The 19,278-nt window shown below is 40.1% G+C and carries 18 protein-coding genes; 15 read left to right on the forward strand and 3 right to left on the reverse strand.

What is annotated here, in order from left to right; translation table 11 throughout:
- Window positions 1-84 precede the first annotated feature (84 nt).
- Both L1D46_RS15015 and L1D46_RS15020 read left to right on the forward strand, forming a co-directional pair.
- Window positions 85-495 (forward strand): hypothetical protein, encoded by a 411-nt coding sequence (locus L1D46_RS15015; protein WP_130052484.1) that lies wholly within the window; start codon window positions 85-87, stop codon window positions 493-495.
- A gap of 88 nt (window positions 496-583) precedes the next feature.
- Entirely contained in the window at window positions 584-1,945 is a 1,362-nt protein-coding gene (locus tag L1D46_RS15020) for a leucyl aminopeptidase family protein (RefSeq protein ID WP_239977779.1), read from the forward strand.
- Between the two features lies 1 nt (window position 1,946).
- Here L1D46_RS15020 and L1D46_RS15025 read toward each other — a convergent pair whose 3' ends face one another.
- Together L1D46_RS15025 and L1D46_RS15030 are read right to left on the reverse strand one after the other, a co-directional pair.
- Window positions 1,947-2,333 (reverse strand): VOC family protein, encoded by a 387-nt coding sequence (locus L1D46_RS15025; protein WP_130052482.1) that lies wholly within the window; start codon window positions 2,331-2,333, stop codon window positions 1,947-1,949.
- 70 nt (window positions 2,334-2,403) lie between these two features.
- Complete coding sequence (locus L1D46_RS15030; protein WP_130052481.1) at window positions 2,404-3,477, reverse strand: ketoacyl-ACP synthase III; 1,074 nt, start codon at window positions 3,475-3,477, stop codon at window positions 2,404-2,406.
- A gap of 148 nt (window positions 3,478-3,625) precedes the next feature.
- Between L1D46_RS15030 and L1D46_RS15035 the strand changes: the two genes are divergently transcribed.
- The 13 genes from L1D46_RS15035 to L1D46_RS15095 all read left to right on the forward strand — a co-directional run bounded on the left by L1D46_RS15035 (window position 3,626) and on the right by L1D46_RS15095 (window position 17,890).
- Window positions 3,626-4,939 (forward strand): amidohydrolase family protein, encoded by a 1,314-nt coding sequence (locus tag L1D46_RS15035; RefSeq protein WP_239977782.1) that lies wholly within the window; start codon window positions 3,626-3,628, stop codon window positions 4,937-4,939.
- An 8-nt stretch (window positions 4,940-4,947) separates the two neighbouring features.
- Window positions 4,948-5,352: a DUF4440 domain-containing protein gene (locus L1D46_RS15040; protein WP_130052479.1), complete on the forward strand. Its 405-nt coding sequence runs from the start codon at window positions 4,948-4,950 to the stop codon at window positions 5,350-5,352.
- A 17-nt stretch (window positions 5,353-5,369) separates the two neighbouring features.
- A complete protein-coding gene (locus tag L1D46_RS15045) occupies window positions 5,370-6,581 on the forward strand; it encodes an ATP-binding protein (RefSeq protein WP_130052478.1) in 1,212 nt (403 codons plus the stop codon).
- On the forward strand, window positions 6,578-7,111 hold the full coding sequence (locus L1D46_RS15050; protein ID WP_130052477.1) for a response regulator: 534 nt from the start codon (window positions 6,578-6,580) through the stop codon (window positions 7,109-7,111). Before L1D46_RS15045 ends, L1D46_RS15050 begins: the two co-directional genes overlap by 4 nt.
- A 152-nt stretch (window positions 7,112-7,263) precedes the next feature.
- Window positions 7,264-7,668 carry a DUF1761 domain-containing protein gene (locus L1D46_RS15055; RefSeq protein ID WP_130052476.1) on the forward strand — a complete coding sequence of 135 codons (405 nt, stop codon included), beginning with the start codon at window positions 7,264-7,266 and terminating at the stop codon, window positions 7,666-7,668.
- Window positions 7,669-7,707: 39 nt separating this feature from the next.
- A complete protein-coding gene (locus L1D46_RS15060; protein WP_130052475.1) occupies window positions 7,708-7,959 on the forward strand; it encodes a hypothetical protein in 252 nt (83 codons plus the stop codon).
- 148 nt (window positions 7,960-8,107) lie between these two features.
- The gene (locus tag L1D46_RS15065) at window positions 8,108-8,377 is read left to right on the forward strand and encodes a hypothetical protein (RefSeq protein WP_054552127.1); all 270 of its coding nucleotides are present in this window, start codon (window positions 8,108-8,110) and stop codon (window positions 8,375-8,377) included.
- A gap of 192 nt (window positions 8,378-8,569) precedes the next feature.
- Complete coding sequence (locus L1D46_RS15070; protein ID WP_239977780.1) at window positions 8,570-10,552, forward strand: TonB-dependent receptor; 1,983 nt, start codon at window positions 8,570-8,572, stop codon at window positions 10,550-10,552.
- A 23-nt stretch (window positions 10,553-10,575) separates the two neighbouring features.
- On the forward strand, window positions 10,576-12,315 hold the full coding sequence (locus L1D46_RS15075) for an ATP-binding protein (RefSeq protein ID WP_239977781.1): 1,740 nt from the start codon (window positions 10,576-10,578) through the stop codon (window positions 12,313-12,315).
- On the forward strand, window positions 12,312-13,682 hold the full coding sequence (locus tag L1D46_RS15080; RefSeq protein ID WP_130052473.1) for a sigma-54 dependent transcriptional regulator: 1,371 nt from the start codon (window positions 12,312-12,314) through the stop codon (window positions 13,680-13,682). The genes L1D46_RS15075 and L1D46_RS15080 overlap by 4 nt, the downstream gene beginning before the upstream one ends.
- Window positions 13,683-13,895: 213 nt before the next feature.
- A complete protein-coding gene (locus L1D46_RS15085; protein WP_130052472.1) occupies window positions 13,896-14,855 on the forward strand; it encodes a porin in 960 nt (319 codons plus the stop codon).
- Window positions 14,856-14,912: 57 nt separating this feature from the next.
- On the forward strand, window positions 14,913-16,343 hold the full coding sequence (locus tag L1D46_RS15090) for an SLC13 family permease (RefSeq protein ID WP_239977783.1): 1,431 nt from the start codon (window positions 14,913-14,915) through the stop codon (window positions 16,341-16,343).
- Between the two features lie 134 nt (window positions 16,344-16,477).
- A complete protein-coding gene (locus tag L1D46_RS15095; RefSeq protein WP_130052470.1) occupies window positions 16,478-17,890 on the forward strand; it encodes a coniferyl aldehyde dehydrogenase in 1,413 nt (470 codons plus the stop codon).
- Window positions 17,891-17,909: 19 nt separating this feature from the next.
- Here the strand turns inward: L1D46_RS15095 and L1D46_RS15100 are convergent, their stop codons facing one another.
- Window positions 17,910-18,632: a tetratricopeptide repeat protein gene (locus L1D46_RS15100; protein ID WP_130052469.1), complete on the reverse strand. Its 723-nt coding sequence runs from the start codon at window positions 18,630-18,632 to the stop codon at window positions 17,910-17,912.
- Window positions 18,633-19,278: the final 646 nt, after the last annotated feature.

Genomic DNA, 19,278 nt, shown 5'->3' on the forward strand with positions numbered 1-19,278 from the left:
GTACTAGAGTTTTAAGAATAAAACAAAACCTAATATAAGTAAATTATACTTTGTGAACGTCGCCTGCTGTGTGAAAATAACCTAATGCGATTATATAAAGTTATTCATAGAGCCCCGTTCCGAGTGGCTAAAATTACCAAAAAGCGTCAGACCCTACGTTTTAAGCGTGCTATGGTAGCACTTAAAATCGCACTTGCCCAAGAAAAGCAAGAAACAAAAGAGATGCTTCATATCTATAGACGATACACCCAAGGGCAAGCTACTAAAGAAGAATTGCATACTGCTAATGAGCAATTCTTAGATATTTTGAAAGGACTTGGCTTAGGGGTATTTGCTGTATTGCCCTTTGCACCTATTACGATTCCTTTGGTTGTAAAACTGGGTCAATGGGTTGGTGTTGATGTGCTACCTAGCTCATTCAATATCAATAAGTCGATTAAAGAGCTTGATCAACAAGTAGAAAAAGAAGAAAAAGAGAACCAAAACAAAGACTGATTAGGTTTTGATTATCTAATTTTGCCTATACCTTTTGTACCAAGATATTGGTATGCTTAAATACCTTTTCTTTATATCGAGTCGTTTAATGAGTTCATTAATTCGCCATTCTTCTACGGGAATTCCCCTGTCATTTATCGCTAAAGCTGACCTATCAACCTGGTTAACCGAGCAGCCGCAAGCCTTACAAAATTGGCTAACAAATTGTGATTTCAAAAACAAAGGCATGGCCTTAATTGCTGATAGCGAATCGGGTTCACTTGAGCATGTGTATTGCTTAGTTAATGATTTGCAGGACTTTTGGTTGGCAGGTGACTTATCAACTAAACTGCCTGCAGGCTGTTATCAAATTCAAGGTGATGACAAATTTGTAGAACAAGTAGCGCTGGGTTTTGTGTTAGGTGGTTACGAGTTTAGTGAATATAAAGAAAAACCATCGCCACGTGCCACACTAGCTATTAAAGATGAAAGCTTAGTTAAGCGTTTATCGCAGCATGCAAGTGCAATTAATTTAGTGCGTGATTTAGTTAATACGCCTGCTGCAGATATGATGCCGCAACACCTATCACAAGTGATGGCTGATTTAGCCGACACCTTTGATGGAGAGTTTAGCGAGTGGGTTGGTGATGAGCTATTAGAACAAAATTACCCAACGATCCATATGGTTGGTCGTGCCTCTGAGAATAAACCTCGCTTACTTGATTTAACTTGGGGCGCAAAAGATGCTCCACAAATTACCTTAGTTGGTAAGGGGGTTTGCTTTGATTCTGGCGGTTTAGATCTCAAACCAAGCTCAGGTATGCGTAATATGAAAAAAGACATGGGCGGTGCCGCGCATGTTATTGGTCTTGCGCAGTTAATTATGGCTGCTAACTTACCAATTCGCTTACGTGTACTGGTACCTGCTGTTGAAAATGCGGTTTCTCGAAATGCATTTAGACCTGGTGATGTGATCAAAACTCGTAAAGGGTTCACAGTAGAAATTGATAACACTGACGCTGAAGGTCGTTTAGTGCTGTGTGATGCACTTGCTGAAGCACAAAACGATAACCCCGATCTTATCGTTGACTTTGCAACCCTTACCGGTGCTTGTCGTGTAGCCCTAGGTACTGAATTACCAGGCTTTTTCGCAAATAACCGTGAAGTGGCTAACAAATTGATGGATGCAGGTGAAAGCTGCCATGATCCTGTTTGGCAACTGCCGTTATTTGATCAATACAAGCCATTATTAAAAAGTGATGTAGCTGATATTGCTAACTGTGCGTCGACTCCATTTGGTGGTGCGATCACTGCAGCGCTTTATTTAAAAGAGTTCATTGAGCCAAGCACCCCTTGGGTCCACTTTGATGTAATGGCTTGGAACTTACGTGCATTACCAGGTCGTCCTACTGGTGGTGAGGCACTGGGTATTCGCGCTGTATTTAACTATCTACAAGACCGTTTCCAATAAATTAGAGCTGATATAACTCTAATGGTAAATCATCGGGATCAGCAAAAAACGTAAATTGCTTCCCGGTGATTTCATCCACTCTTATTTCTTCAACCTTGATACCTTTTTCTTCTAAATAGAGTTTAGATTTTGTAATATCAGCAACATTAAACGCTAAATGGCGAAGTCCTTGTGCTTCTGGGTAACTTGGTCTTTTAGGGGCTGCGGGAAACGAAAATAGCTCCAGTTGACTGCCATCTGGTAGTGCTAGATCTAGTTTATAAGAGTCACGTTCAGCGCGGTATAGTTCGTTAATTACCGGAAGTTTTAATATTTCACTATAAAAGTGCTTCGACCTCTCGTAGTTGCTACAGATGATTGCAGCGTGGTGTATACCTAATAGTTCCATGGTCGATTCCTTTTATGCTCATAAAAAAACGCGGACTAAGCCGCGCTTTTCTATTAATGAGTGCAGCTTTTTATTCTGCCGCTTTACATGCCGCAACAGCCGGTGCAACAAGTTCAAGACCTGTTTTATCACACTCAGGTAGAGCTGCATCAGACACTGCAATTGGTGTCACCCGATCGCCCCATTTAATGTAACTTGCAGCCCACGTTAAGCCTGCACCAAATGCTGCTGACATAATATTTGAGTTTGGCTTGATTAGGCCTTTCTCAACAGCTTCACAAATTGCAATCGCAATTGTAGCAGCAGAAGTATTACCATAGTCGGCAATGTTCACCATTACTTTTTCGTCAGCTACTTTCAAGCGTTGTTGAATGGCTTGAATAATACGTAAATTAGCTTGGTGAGGAACTAATACATCAATATCATCAAGATCTAACTGTGCTTGGTTTAGCACGTCATCACAGGCTTCACTCATACCTTTAACTGCACGTTTGAAGATTTCACGTCCTTCGAATAATAAATTAGACGGACCAATTGGTTCGTATTTATTTAAGTCGCTACCAAAGTTTTCGATATGCAAAATATCACGATCTTCACTGTCACAACCTGTTTTCGTTGCGAGTAAACCTGATGGTGTATCTGAGGCTTCTAATACAACTGCACCCGCACCATCACCAAATAATACAGCACTGTCGCGACGAGCCCAGTTGATGTACCAAGTCATGCGTTCAGCTGCAATAACTACGGCTTTTTTGATCATACCTGAACGAATTTGTGCTGTAGCAGCTTGTAATGCATATAAAAAGCCTGAACATGCAGCATTAGTGTCCATTGCTGCTGCGCCTACCGCACCAATGTTTTTTTGCACTAAAGACGCCGTATTTGCCACCATAGTTGATGGTGTACAAGTCGCAAGAATCACAAGGTCAATGTCTTTACCTTCAACACCTGCACATGCAAGCGCGTGTTTTGCTGCGACAGTTGCTAAATCGGCAGTAGAAACATGGCTGACACGGCGAGATTTGATGCCTGTACGTGTTGTTATCCATTCATCATTGGTATCAACAATATTGCTAATTTCATCATTGCTGATGCTTGCTGGTGGTATACATTTACCCCAGCCAGTAATTTGGGCATAAGACATAATGTGTTCTCTTTATGTGGTCAGACTTGTTAAATTTTTCCGAAGTTATATCAAAAATCACTTGTTAACACTAGTTCATTGCTGCGCTACGTCGTAAATAATGGCATTTACTCAGCATTTAAGTTAAACCTAGTATAAAAAAGAGGCGATTATGAAAAAAATAAACCTAAAAATAAGCACATTATCGGTACTGACTTTATTATCTGCGTTTACGGTTCATGCTCAAACCACCATAATCCATGCTGGGAAAATGCTAGTTGGCACTGATCAAGATGTCAAAGAGCAGCAAACACTGGTTATTGAAGATAGTAAAATTGCAGCAATCAAAGCTGGTTTTCTAACAAAACAACAGTTAAAGCTCAGTGACGCAGACGTTATTGATTTAAAAAATCAGATGGTATTGCCGGGTCTGATTGATATGCACGTTCATGTTACCTTTGAGCGAGATGCAAAACGTAACCCACACCAATGGGCAACTGAATACGAAGCAGATTATGCACTGCGTTCTTTAAAGTACTTAAAACGCACGGTAGAAGCGGGTTTTACCTCTGTGCGCGACCTTGGCAGCAGTTATCAAGTTATCTTTCCATTAAAGCGAGCGGTTGAACGTGGCGATATTGTTGGTCCGCGCATTTTTGCTGCAGGCGATATGATCACACCGACCGGTGGCCACGGTGACATGCATGGTTATCGCCGTGATATTACCAAGGCAACAGAAGGGGGTGGTTTGGGTGTCTGTGATGGTGCTGACGACTGTACTCGTGCAGTGCGCGATGTAATAAAAAGTGGTGCTGATGTGATTAAAATTACTGCGACAGGTGGTGTTTTAAGTAATACAGCTGCAGGGGTTAATCAGCAATTTACTGATGAAGAGCTCAGTGCCATTGTCAACACCGCCCATCATTTAGGTCGTAAAGTCACCGCTCATGCTCATGGTACGGAAGGTATAAAAGCTGCACTTAGAGCGGGTGTCGACTCAATCGAACATGGCTCTTTTTTAGATAAAGACACAGTTAAATTATTTAAAAAGCAAGACGCGTATTTAGTCCCTACTTTGTTAGCTGGTGCAACAGTAAAAGAAGAAGTGCTAAACAACCCGAATATGCCAAAAGCCATTGCTGATAAAGTAGAAATCGTAGCGCCAAAAATGGAAGCGTCTTTTAAATTAGCTTTAAAAAACAAAGTTAAAATAGCCTTTGGTACAGACTCAGGGGTATCTAAGCATGGTGATAATGCCAAAGAATTTGAGTTATTAGTAAAATATGGCATGACACCAAAGCAGGCAATTAAATCAGCCACCGTTGAAGCTGCTAAACTATTAGGTCAAAGTGATAGCCTTGGTGACTTGAGTGTTGGTAAACAAGCAGATATTATCAGCGTTAATATGAATGTACTTGATAACATTAGCGAACTTAGTCAGGTTCAGTTTGTTATGAAGGACGGTAAAGTGCTCAAACAGTAAGGGTTACTATGGGCGGTAAAATTAAAGAGACGTTATTTAATCATTTGATTGATGCAGAGCGACAGTTGCTTGAGCCAGAAGTGCGGCAATCTACTGAAGCGCTTGATGCATTACTTGATGATGATTTTATTGAAATAGCCGCCGATGGCACGTCTTTTAATAAGTTCCAAGTATTAACCCGTCTGCCAACTGAGGTGGTGCCGCAATTTTACAATCAACATTTTAAAGGTCGTATGCTCAGTGAGAATATTGCACAACTAAGCTATCAAGCGGCCTTTAGACGCTCTGCCCGCTCTGAATTTAACTATTCAGTTCGCATGTCACTGTGGCGTTTTAATGGTAAACAATGGCAAATGGTGTTTCATCAGGGAACGCCTTGTGCTGTTTTTACAATTTCAATGGACGATGATTAAGCCTTAAAGAGTCCGCTATGCAAACCGATCCGGCGATTAGTCGCCTACTAATTTTGAGAAGCGCCGCAATAGCTGTGCAGTTTGTTGCTGTGATTGCAGTGTATTTTCTATTTGAATACCAAATACCTTTACTGCCGTTACTTGCTGTTATTTGTGTTGAAGCAATTTTTCAGCTGTTAAGTATATTAGCTTATCGAAAAGTAACAAAAGCTAAACCTGCTGCTGTGTTGATGCAATTAACTGCTGATTTGCTGTTTTTAACTATTTTACTCTCGTTAAGCGGCGGGGCAACCAATGCGTTTGTTTCATTATTGCTGTTGCCAATAATGATAGCTGCAGTGTCTGTTAATGCCAAAGGACTTGCTTATACCGCTGTGTTGGCAATCGCAGCTTACAGTTTTTTACTGATACGAATGCCTGAGCACACCATGCATCAAATGCAAATGACACACCATTTTATTGGTATGTGGATTAACTTTGTTATTAGTGCAATTGTAATCGCGTTTGTAATTGGCACATTAAATAGTACCTTAAGAGCTAGAGAAGCCACCATTGCACGTACCCGTGAACAGCAGCTGAGGCATGAGCAGTTATTAACTCTCGATGGCGCTGCAGCACAAGTGACACACCAACTAGCGACACCAATCGCAAACTTACAGCTTTTATTTGAAGAGTTGCAAGAGCAACAAGCTGATGATCCTATTGTCCAAGAAATGGCTAAACCATTAGCACAATGTAAAGAACAGCTTGAGTACTTTAGAGCACTATCAAATGCATTAAGAACCGGTCAAACACAGCAGGTGATCAGCGCGGATACATTACAAAATACCATTCAAGATGCTATGACCCTGCATTTTCCAGAGCAAAGCATACATTGGCAAAATGATGCACCAGAATGCTCTATTTTAAGTGACGCCATGCTGTTACCAGCTATTTTGAATTTACTACAAAATGCTGTTTCAGCGAATAATCAGAGCCAACAAAACATCATAGAAGCTGATTGGCAAATAGATAATCAACAACTTTCTTTATCATTGCGTGATTTCGGTCAAGGCTTTAGCGAGCAACAAATGGCATCATTAGGTGGTCAGCTAATGCCAAGTAGCGGCGGAATGGGGATGGCAGTCATGTTATCTAATGCGACTTTAGAGCGCTTAAATGGCTCATTAACACTGTGCAATCACCCGCAGCAAGGTGCAATTGCAATGGTTAGTTTAAAAATTGTATGAAACTTTTAATTATTGAAGACGATGTAAATCTTGCCACCACACTTGCAAGGCGCTTTACAAAGCAAGGCTTTACATGTGAACTGGCTCATAACAGTGAACAAGCATTACAAAAATTAGCCACTTTTGAAGCAAGTCACTTTTTAGTGGACTTGAAACTTGGCGATGATAATGGCCTCGCATTAATTAAACCAATTAGAGCTCAATTTCCAACAGCGCGCATTGTATTGCTCACAGGTTTTGCCAGTATCGCCAGTGCGGTTGAAGCAATACGTTTAGGAGCTAATGATTACTTACCAAAACCTGTTGATTTTAATGCATTAATAAGAACCATTTTAGGTAATACAGAGACGAGTCAATCACTGGATGACACAAAGCCAAACCAGATTATGTCACCAGAGCGACTTGAGTGGGAGCATATTCAGCATGTATTGCATAGCAATAATGGCAATATCTCCGAGACAGCACGCCAACTCAATATGCATCGAAGAACTTTACAACGTAAATTACAGAAAAAACCCGTACAACAATAAAATGATTGTTTAATAAACTGAAACAATGATTAAATTAATGCTAAAGTATTAATTTAATGCAAATAGGTACAAAACTCGACCTCTTTGATTTGCTGCATTGCTGATCGTTAACTAAAGTCAAAATAACCCTGTTAGTTGTATGAGTCTGGCGTATGCATTTTTCAGAACTTAATTTCTTCGCGATATTTTTTGCTGCCCTTGCATCTTTCCTATTGGGCGCTGTGTGGTATTCTCCTTGGCTTTTTAAACGAATTTGGATGGAGAGCTGTGGCTTAACTGAACTTGACCTACAGAGCATTAACCCGTTTATGGTGTTTGGTGGCAGCTTTGTTTTATGTTGTTTAATTGCTTTTAGTTTATCGTTATTTATTGGTGCAAATGTCAATGTAGGGGTGGCTGTTGGCACTGGCTTTATTATTGGTTTATGTTGGGTCAGCTGTGCTTTGGGAATTGGTTATATCTTTGAACAGCGACCATTAAAGTTGTTTTTAGTTAATGCAAGTTATTCAATATTACAGTTTTCTGTTATTGGCTTAGTTTTGGGGCTCTGGCCTTAACATGTTAAAGTATGCTTTTAGTTTAGTAATGTAGTTGTAATGGCAAAACCAAACAAAAAAGGCCCGACTAAAACTGTCGATATTTTTTGCTCACAATGTAAAAGCCAATTGTTTAAATACCGCAAAGGTGGAAAAGGGGCGTTGGTTAAATGTTTTGTCGAACGTATTAGCCAAGACTTTACCAACGAAACCGGTATTTGTCCTGACTGCCAACGTCAATTCGCCCGCCAGACCATGATCCGTGGCACACCTGCTCTAAAAATCATTGGTGGTAAGGTGACGCATAAGTAGCAATTAAAATACGGACATTTATCCTCGTTTATTCCTCATGCTCTGATACTATTAGCCGGTTTGCTGTTTCAATGAATGAAAACAACCCTCCCCATGGATTGGGCCAGTTGTATGGGTATAAACACATGAACAAAATGGACTCACGCACGTGATAGCACTTTTATTTGATATTATTGGCATGACAGGCACATTCTTAGTGGTTGGTGCTTTCTTTTTATTGCAACTGAATAAAGCATCGCCAACCGGCCTTGTGTATAACATGATGAACTTAACCGGTGCAATTCTGTTACTGATTAGTCTTTGTTATAACTTTAACCTTGCTAGTTTTGTTATCGAAATTTTCTGGATAGCGGCGTCACTTATTGGTTTATATAAGTACATCAAAGCAAAGCGCACTGGTAATGTTGAAACAGCATAATTAAGTTTGGTGCACCAAAACAGATTTTCTTAAAACCCATTTACAGTTGAAAATGGGTTTTTTTGTATCTACTTCCGAGAACTCTTCAACTAAAGCTATAAAAACATTGCAAGCTTGCCAATCTTTTGTATTAATAGTGTAAACAATGTGTTGCTGTTGCAGCATAGACTATTAGTACAGGTAAGTCGCAACGTGAAGTTTTTAAGATGTTCAGCACTTTTTTCAATTGCAGTTGCCTCAACCATTCCATTGGTTGCAAACGCGACTGAAGAGCAAGACTTATTCTCTTTAAGTTTTGAAGACTTGCTTGACGTTCAAGTTGATATTGCTAGCAAAACCAACGAAACCTTGTCCTCTGTTCCCTCAACCATGAGTGTATTTAGTCGTAAACAAATTCAAGCACTTGGTGTTGATAACGCCTATGAAGTAATGAACTTTGTGCCTGGTATGCAATCAACCCGGGGGGATTGGGTCGGTGCAGTGCCTAAAGATCATGCTCGGGGTGTTTATCTAGATAGTGGCAATGTACTGGTGATGATCAATGGTGAACGAGTCAATGAATCATCATTCGGTAAAGCCTCTGTTTACATGCCTTATATTCCCATTGAAGTCATCGAAAAAATTGAGTTTATTCGCGGCCCTGGCTCGGCGCTGTATGGCAGTAATGCGTTTTTAGGGGTCATGAATATTGTTACCTCTAAAGAGCGAAATACTATGCAACTTGTGGTTGGTAATAATGGTCGCTATGGCGCAACAGGGCAGTTTAATAGCTCCTTTAGTGATGATACATCACTCTTTGCGAGTTTTTCTTATGATCAAAAAGACGGCGAAAGCTATCCGCAAGGAGTAAAAGATCCTCTTGAAGCGATATATCTAGAAGCGGGTGTTGATTATAAAAAGCTTAAATTACGAGCTCGTTACAACGAAACATCCCTTGATGAGTTTTTAAACCTTGCTGGCTATTCAACGCAGAACCAACATAGCAGTGATAACACCTTTGTTGGCATTAAATATAACTGGGTTAACAACGATAAGCTAAAGCTAGATTCTAGTTACTCATACACAAAGCATAATATCTCTAGCGCTGGTCTAATCGCTGAATTTGACGATATACCTGACTTTTTCCTCGGTCCAGAATGGCAAACAACCGATAGTAAATTTGAAACGGAATTGAGTTATCAATTTGATAATCAATGGCAGCTTGCCGCAGGTGTTGAATATGCAGAGGCTAAGCAAGTAAAAGCAGGGGTACGTACCAATTACTATGATGATGAGTCTATGTTAGTCATTATTGACCCCGCTTATTATCAGCAAGGTATCGTGACTGTGATGGACTTTCCTGAATTTGCGCCACTTAAATATACTTTCGAAACATATAGTGCGTATGGGCAGTTAAAAATACCTTATTCAGAGGCACTTACTTTATTTATAGGGGCACGCTATGACGATGTGAAAGACATCGACAGTAAACTTTCGCCTCGTCTTGCGGGTGTTTATGTTATAAACCCAGAGCATACCGTTAAAGTGCAATATGGCGAATCGTTTAGAACCCCGGTTACTAATGAGCTTTTTTCAAATGATGATGTCACCGTAGGTAACCCATCACTTCGCTCTGAATCAGTAAAAACCACTGAGCTTGTTTGGCATTATCAAACTTCAGAGTTACAAGCTAATGCCGTATTTTTTTATAATGAACTCAATGACTTTATAAACATTGAGCCAACGCAATCTAATGATGCCTTATTTACTTTTGCAAACTCATTTAATACTCAAAACAGTGGTATCGAGCTTGATGGCACTTGGCAATCAAGTAAAGAGTTCTCTGTAACGGGCACTTACACGCAATACTTTGAAGATCCAATTAATGCGAGCTTTAAGCGTTTCGCAAGCTTAGTTAGCAGCTACAACTTATCTGACAGCTGGCAAGTAAGTTTAAACTTATTATGGCGTGATAAAGTTGAGGTAAGTTCAGTAACTGGTGCTCACTTCAAACAGTCTGCCTATAGCTTATTAGGTGGCAGTTTAAAATGGCAAGTAAACGCAAAGAGCCAGTTAACGTTAAAAGCAGAAAATCTGTTAGGCAAGAAATATAACGTGTTTGACCCACGTATGGACAATGGCGCTGTCGCTGGTACAACAGAAGAATTATCGTTACACTACCAGTTTAATTTCTAGTTGCGCTGCTCACAAAGGTTTGAATGTCGTCATTAAGTAAAAAGTTAGTTATTGCAGGTGCAATGCTTTTATTGTTGCTTGTGTTAGTTTTTTACGTTGGGCGAGCCCATGATTATCAGCAGGCAGAGCAACAAAGCCGTGTTCAAGCGACTCAGTTAAGTCATTACTTCTCCAGTGAATTAGCCCGATTTAAAACAATTCCTACCTTAGTGAGTGCTAATGATTTAGTTAAATCCTTTGTGATTAAGCAAGGTATAGGCAAACAAGCCGTTAATTATTATTTAGAAGATATTCAACGTGCCAGCGGTGCATCAGATGTCTATTTAATGGATTTATCAGGTTCGGTCGTGGCAAGTAGTAACTGGCAAGTTGATTACACCTTTTTGGGAAGTAATTTTGCTTTTCGGCCTTATTTTTATTTAGCCAAGCAAGGTGGGAAAGTTGCCTATTTTGCTTTAGGCATGCGCTCAAGTGAGCGCGGTATTTATTTTTCAGAGCCTGTTATAGATAAAGGGAAAGTCATTGCCGTTGTAACATTAAAGGTTAATGCTAAAAAGTTTGAGCAAGACCGCCAACTACTTAATGCATCAGATAGCACCCATTTTTATATCACTTTAGAAGACAGTGTAATTGTGATGTCAGATGTTGCTGACTGGCGTTTAAAATCTCTTAAGCCCCTCAATGATGCACAAATGGCTGCTTTAATTAAGTCACGCCGATACTTGTCTCATAAACCGAGCTTACTTGCCCATAATCACAAGCCTTTAAGTAAACAAACCGCGCAGCAAAACATTCAGCTTGATGGCAAACAAGCGCGCTTTATTAGTGCCATCGAAACAATAGACATTATAAACGCTAAAGCCAGTGTGTTGGTGGATGTGACAAATGTGGAGCTTGCACAAATTCCAAGGCTTCTTTGGTTTAGTGTGTTTTATGCCATTGCTGTGGTGCTTATTCATATGGCAATGGTACGATTTGCTGGTTATAAAAAACTACTTTTTTCAAGGCATAGTCTTGAGCAAGAAGTGATTGAACGAACCCAAGCGCTCGAAAAAGCTCAAAAAGCACTGATCCAAACAGCTAAATTGGCCACGATAGGCCAATTAAGTGCAGGCATTAACCATGAAATAAACCAACCTTTGAGTGCCATGAATACCTACTTAGTAAGTACAAAAAGGTTACTTATGAAAGGCAATATTGAACAAGCTGGCGAAAATTTAGTGCTAGTACAGTCGTTAATAGAGCGTGTTCATAAAATTGTTGCTCAGTTAAAGCATTTTAGTAAACCGGCGCAAACTCAATTGAGGCAGCAAAGCTTAGCGAGTATGTTAAAGAATGCTTTAATGATTGCCAGCGCTCAACTTAAGCAAGATGATATCGAGGTAAAAGCCAGTGATATTGACGCAAACATAACCGTGTGGGTCGACAGCGTGAAGTTTGAACAAGTCTTGGTAAACGTAATCACCAATGCCAGCCAAGCGATGAGTGAATCAGAAAAGCGCGAATTGAGTTTTGAACTTGAACTATTTGACGACCGTGTGAAGCTATCGATTCTTGATACGGGTCCAGGCATTGATCAACATGCATTAGGTAATATTTTTGAGCCTTTTTATAGTACTAAAACCAGTAATGGTTTAGGGCTTGGTTTATCTATTTCACGACAAATTATAGACTCATTTAATGGTCGACTATCGGCTCACAACCGTCCTGAAGGCGGGGCACAATTTATAATAACCTTACAAACTAATAAGGAACAATCATGAGTGTAGTTGCAACTACCTGTAATCAGGTAATTGTTATTGATGACGAAGCGGTGATCCGCGATTCATTAAAGCAACTGCTTGAAATTGAGGGTTATCAAGTTCAGTGTTTTAGCGAACCTACAGCTGCACTTTCAAAACTGGGTCGTCGTTTTGAGGGAATTGTGCTTAGCGACATAAATATGCCAAAAATGGATGGTTTGGAGTTTTTAGAGCAAGTAAAAGCGTTTGATAGTGAACTGCCGGTTATATTTCTTACCGGTTTTGCTGATGTATCTGTTGCGGTTAAAGCTATGCAGTTAGGGGCTTATGATTTATTTGAAAAGCCGCTTACTGAGCAATTGTTAGATTGTATTGCGCGTGCTTCAGAAAAACGGGCTTTAGTGATGGAAAACCGCGCCTTGAAAATTGCGGTAGAAAAAACTTCTGCACCCGGTGTGCGTATTTTAGGTGAAACAGAGCAAATGCAACAAATGATGCATTTACTTAATGCTGTAATTGATACTCCCGCCGATGTGCTTATAGAAGGTGAAACAGGTACAGGTAAAGAGTTAGTTGCTCGTTACTTGCACGATCAAAGTAACAGATCAGCGGCTAATTTCGTAGCGATAAACTGTGGTGCAATTCCTGAGCAATTAATTGAAAGTGAGTTATTTGGGGCGGCAAGTGGGGCTTACACCGGTGCAACGCAATCTCGCCAAGGTAAATTTGAATTTGCTAAAGGAGGTACCGTTTTTTTAGATGAAATAGAGTCAACGCCTGCAAGTTTACAAGTCAAGTTACTTAGGGTGCTTGAAGAGAGAAAAGTCACGCCTGTAGGCGACAACCACGCCATTGATTTAGATGTACGCATTGTTGCTGCTACAAAAGTTGATTTGATGACCTTGGTAGAAGCAGGTGAGTTTAGAGCCGATCTTTATTATCGATTAAACTTAGTTAAAGTGAGTATTCCTGCATTACGCGATAGAAAAGCCGATATTCCATTACTTTTTAAACACTTTAGCTCAATTGCTGCAACACGCTTTCATAAGCCACCTGCACCACTTAGTAGTGAAGCAAAACAGCGACTACTTGCTTATGATTGGCCAGGTAATGTGCGAGAACTTAGAAATCAGGCCGAACGTGCAGTATTGCTAGGCTCTGATTTAGCATTTGCTTCATACAACGACGCAAACAATGAAAACGAACTAGCTCAGGACCTAAGCCTAGCTGAGAAAATCAGCTTTTATGAGCAATCACTGATTGAAGAAGCGTTAGAGCGTAACAACGGTAGCATTAAAGACACTATGGTCACTTTGCAAATTGCTCGTAAAACCCTTTACGACAAGATGACTAAATACGGTATTAATCGGGAAATGTTTAAAGACTAACCAGTACATCTACAGTTAATTAAAGATAATGGGTGGAACAGGTGACAACACAATCTTAAAAATGTGTGGAGATCCACCCATAAAACTCAGCCTCCACTAAGCCAATGAAGTTAATGTTTTGTTATTTATAGTTTTTTTATAAATTAACTAAGTTGGCAACCTACTTGCCTTAACAGTTAGGAACAACAATTTGAACCTAATAAGGGGCGCATAATGACAACAATATTCACTCATAACAAAACACGCGTAGCAGCGGCTGTGATTTTAGCGAGCACAGCGGGCTCAGCAATGGCAGCAGATTACGCTGTATATGGTAAAGCAGAAGTTCAAATAGCAAACACAGATACTGGCGTTATGCGCTATGCAGATGAAGGCACTCAAATTGAAGCACCTTTTTCTCGTATTGGTATTAAAGGTAGTCATAAACTAACTGAATCGCTAAAAGCGGTATTCAAATACGAAGTGCAAGTAAAAGGCTTCGAGCATGACGATACCAGTGAACCATTTTCTGCTCGTAATACCTACTTAGGTCTAGCAGGTGATTTTGGTGAAGTCGTTGTGGGTCGTAACGATACTCGTTTTAAATACTCAGAAGGTAAAGTTGACGGTTTTAACGAAACGCAAGCTGATATTGCCCAGTTGATCCCTGGTCAAGACCGTATTGGTGATACAATTACCTATAGCTCAAAAACCTATGGTGGCGCATCGCTTGCGCTAACTTATGCACCAAAAGATGACAGTAGCAACGATGAAGATGGTTTTGCTGCAACCGTTATTTATGGTGACCGTGCATTAAAATCAAAAGATTACTATTTAGCTATCAGCCATGTTGATGCACTTAACAAGTTGACTGCAAGCCGTGTGGTTGCAGCATGGAAACATGAAAACCTACAACTTGCGGGCTTATTCCAACGCAGTGAATCAACAGATGGAAGTAAAGAAGGTAATGGCTATGCACTCAGTGCAAGCTATGCTATCGATAAATGGGTATCTAAGCTTCAGTACGTTAAAGATGACTCAAAAATTCGCCATGCTGAAGAAGGTAAACAATGGACAGCAGGTGTTGATTATGTTTTTGATAAACAAACCACAGCCTACTTATTCTATACTGATTTAGATTTAGAACTTGAATCAGACAACAGCGTTGCAATTGGCCTTAAATACAAGTTCTAAGGAATAGGTATGTCACTAGTAAATCAAACAAAAGATGGCTCTCAGCCACGTCCATTAATGAGCACAGTCATGTTACTGCTTGGCCCATTAGTAATGCTATTAACTTGCTTAATTGATCCACCAGCGGGAATGAGTGTGTCTGCACTTCGCACTGCGGGCCTTGCTTTTTGGATGGCTTCTTGGTGGGTAAGCGAAGTTGTGCCAATTCCTGCTACTTCATTATTGCCACTGGTTATATCACCTCTTGCTGGCATTGCTGCAATCAAAGGGGTCGCGTCGCCTTATGCACACCCTTTGATCTTTTTATTCTTGGGCGGTTTTTTAATCTCAATTGCGATGGAGCGTTGGGGTTTACATAAACGTATTGCGCTTAATACTATGCTTCGAGCAGGGACTAAGCCAAGCCTACAAATTTTAGCCATGATGTTAGTAACGGCATTTTTATCAATGTGGATGTCAAATACAGCTACCGCTGTGATGATGTTACCGATTGCTATGTCGATTACTATGTTGGTGAAGCAATCTAACCCTGATAATGACCAGTTTGGTAAATCAATGTTACTGTCGATTGCTTATGGTGCGAGTATCGGTGGTATTGCAACGTTAATTGGTACGCCGCCAAATGCGTTAATGGCTGCGTATTTATCAGATAGCTACAAAATCGAAATAGGTTTTGCACAGTGGATGAAAGTAGGTGTACCACTTGCAACAGTTATGCTGATTTTATGCTGGGTTTGGTTAACTAAGTTTGCTTACAAAGTAGATACACAATGTGCAAAAGCAGCAAGTAAAGATACGAAATCGTTATTCTTATCGCAGTTACAAGAGCTTGGTAAAATGCAGCGCGCTGAAAAAGGCGTAGCAGCAGTCTTTGTCTTAGCAGCTGTTTGTTGGATCTTTAGACCAGTACTTGCCGATCTGTCGGGTTTAAAAATCTCTGACACTGGTATTGCGATTGCTGCGGCACTATTGTTATTTGTCTTACCAGCAAACAAAGGTGATGGTGAGCGTATTCTTGACTGGGAAAGCGCTGCTAAGGTGCCATGGGGTGTGTTATTACTATTCGGCGGTGGTTTAACACTTGCTGCGCAAATTAAATCATCAGGTCTAGCTGAATACATTGCGCACATGATAGAGGGTGCAAGTGCTATACCTTTGGTACTAAGTGTTCTAGCAGTTGCTACTTTAATTACGTTCTTAACTGAGATCACGAGTAATACAGCAACAGCCGCAGGCTTCCTTCCACTTTTAGGCCCGGTTGCTGAATCTGTATTTGGTACACCTCTTGTGTGGGTCATTCCTGCGGCAATCGCGTGTAGTTGTGCGTTTATGATGCCAGTTGCAACACCGCCAAATGCGATTGTATTTGGCTCAGGACAAATTCAAATGCGCGATATGATCCGATCTGGTTTTGCACTAAACATTATTGCTATTGCGATGATCACTTTAGTAACTATGACCATTGCAGCAGTTGTGTTTGGCTTTTAGATAAGTTTAAAAGTTTTCAACCTAATCCAACCATCAACAGCGCTCACTATGAGCGCTGTTTTTACATTTATAAAGTTGCTCAGATAATTATAGCTGGTTATAGTGGCTAAAATCGTTTATCAAGAGATGACCTTTTGACTGATATATACGCACAATTACACAGCAAATTTTTAAAACTTAATGACGCCTTTTTGGCTGAGCCTTATTTAGCGCTTGATAAGCGTATTAAGCTTTTAAAAACCATCAAAACTCGCCTCATTGAAAATGAACAGGCCTTAGTTGCAGCAACCAGTAAAGACTTTGGTTATCGTACTGAGTTTGATACGGTGTTAGGCGATCTGCTGCCAACTGTGAAATCGATTAGTGATACAATAAAACGTTTACCTAAATGGGCCCGTAACGAATCGCGCAGCGTCGGTATTAGTTTGTGGCCTTCATCAGCGCATATTCATTACCAACCTAAGGGTGTAGTAGGCGTTATCGCACCTTGGAACTACCCAATTCAATTGGCTTTAGTGCCAGTTATAAGCGCAATAGCGGCTGGTAACAGAGTGATGTTAAAGCTAAGCGAATTTACGCCGCATACCAATAATGTTATCAAACAGCTGATGGCAGATACAGTTGCAGAGCACTGCATCATTGTTGAAGGTGAAGCCGATACCGCAGCATGCTTTTGTGACCTACCGTTTGCCCACTTACTTTTTACAGGCTCGACATCAGTAGGGCGCAAAGTAATGCAAGCTGCCAGTAAAAACCTAACCCCTGTGACTCTTGAGTTAGGTGGCAAGTCACCGGTAGTGATTTTAGAAGATGTGAATATTAAAGAAGCTGCAAAAACACTATTATTTGGTAAATTAAACAACGCGGGGCAAATATGTGTCGCGCCAGATTATGTGTTTGTGCCTAAAAAGCTTGAACATCAGTTAGTCTTACAGTTGAGTGAGCTTTATAAGAAGTATTATAAACAAGGTGTTGAAGGTAAAAACCTAACTTCAATCGTCTCTGATGCGCAGTACCAACGTTTAAGCGCAACACTGCTTGATGCAAAAGACAAAGGTGCACAAGTGTTTGAGCCTATTGAAGGGCACCAAGTTGATGAACTTAAACATCGCATGGGGTTACATATTTTAACGCAAGTTAATGATGATATGCGTGTAATGCAAGATGAGATCTTTGGCCCTTTACTACCTATTAAAAGTTATGAATCAGAGCAACAAGTGATTGACACCATCAATGGTGACTCCTCACCACTTGCATTATATATATTGGGCCATGACAAAGAGAAAATTAGTAAGCTAAGTTCATCAATCAGAAGCGGTACATTAGCGATTAACGATGTACTTATGCAGGTTACAGCAGATCAGTTACCGTTTGGTGGCATTGGTGAATCAGGAATGGGGCACTATCATGGTGTTGAGGGATTTAAAACCTTTAGCCACGCAAGAAATACCCTAGTATCAGGAAAGTTTAATCCACGCACAAGCCTATTGTTAAAACAAAATAAGCTGTTAATTAAACTGTTAAAATGGATGTACTTGCGCCGTTAAGCGCAAGTACATTACTTGTTTACAAACGTCCGTCAGGGGCGTAAAGGCCTGCCTGTATTTTTGCATAAATTGCGTCTGCTTTTTCTTTAGCAGCTTCAATTTCTGCTGGCATCATATTGCGCTCATCTAGTTTACGACTATGACTTGCATTCATATTGCCATTGTACTCAGCAATTGTATTCCAAATGTATGATTTCTCAAGGTTCTTGGGTACTCCTAAACCTTCGTAGTACATCAAGGCCATATTAAACTGAGCAAGAGTAAAGTTATTCGCTGCAGCTTTTTGGTACCAGCTAAGCGCGGTGCGATAATCTTGAATAACACCTTCGCCATTAGCGTACATAACGCCTAAATTATATTGAGCTGCAGGGTGATTCTTTTTTGATGCCATTTCAAAAAGTGAAATCGCTTTTTCTTTATCAAGTTTAACACCTTTACCTTCTTGATAAAGCACACCCAATGCAAACATTGAATCAGCATGTACTTTCTTTACAGCCTTTTCATACAACTCTGCCGCTTTTCGATAGTCTCGTTGCACACCAAAACCACCTTCGTACATTTTAGCAAGCTCATAGATTGCAGGGGCATAACCTCTATCAGCAAGGTAATTAAATTCATGAAGTGCTTCTTCAAAACGACCTTCATTAGCCGCTAATTGGGCATCTTCAAGACTGGCATTTGCAAAAGGTGAGAGGATTAACGTACTAGCGAACAGTAGTGATTTAAAATTAGGCTTGATCATAGTCTGCCTCCAAATGTGTTATGTATCAATAATAGGCAATCAGCTATTGATAAAATGCATTGCCAAACAGTCACTGAGCAAAACATCTCTTATAGTTTAGACCCAACAGCTGTAAATGCCTAATTTATAGACAGCGGCAAGCGTTGTAATTAACAAGTAGGCTTAAGATACAGATTTTACAGAAAAATTAAAGAAATAAAAAAAGCCCATGATGGGCTTTTTAGTGTCATATCTACCGTCACCGATATGAGCAATGTAGCAAGTAAAGTGTAACGTTTTATGTCGCTGCTTGGGTCGAGGAAACAGATGACAATCAAGAGTTACGTCTTGAACTAACTTGGTAAAACAACATCAAAGCCTTTAACAGCAAGATGTTGCCGTGAGAATACTTTAGCGAGCCAAGTTGTTGATAACGATTATTACTTAGGTTTGTTTTTTCGTCAATACCTAAATGATAATTAATTTCATTTATATGCTATTGCTGAATATTTGTTCTCAATGTTAACTTTACTATGTTTTAGAAACAAGATTTAAAAAAAGACAATGAAAAAGCTATCAAAGTATCTAATAATTTTCAGTTTATTGTTTTCAGTCGCGGGGTGCTCTCCTAGCTTCACTTACAATAACTTAGGCTGGTTATCAGGGT

Source organism: Pseudoalteromonas sp. Isolate3, assembly GCF_022398505.1.
Taxonomy (GTDB): domain Bacteria; phylum Pseudomonadota; class Gammaproteobacteria; order Enterobacterales; family Alteromonadaceae; genus Pseudoalteromonas; species Pseudoalteromonas apostichopi.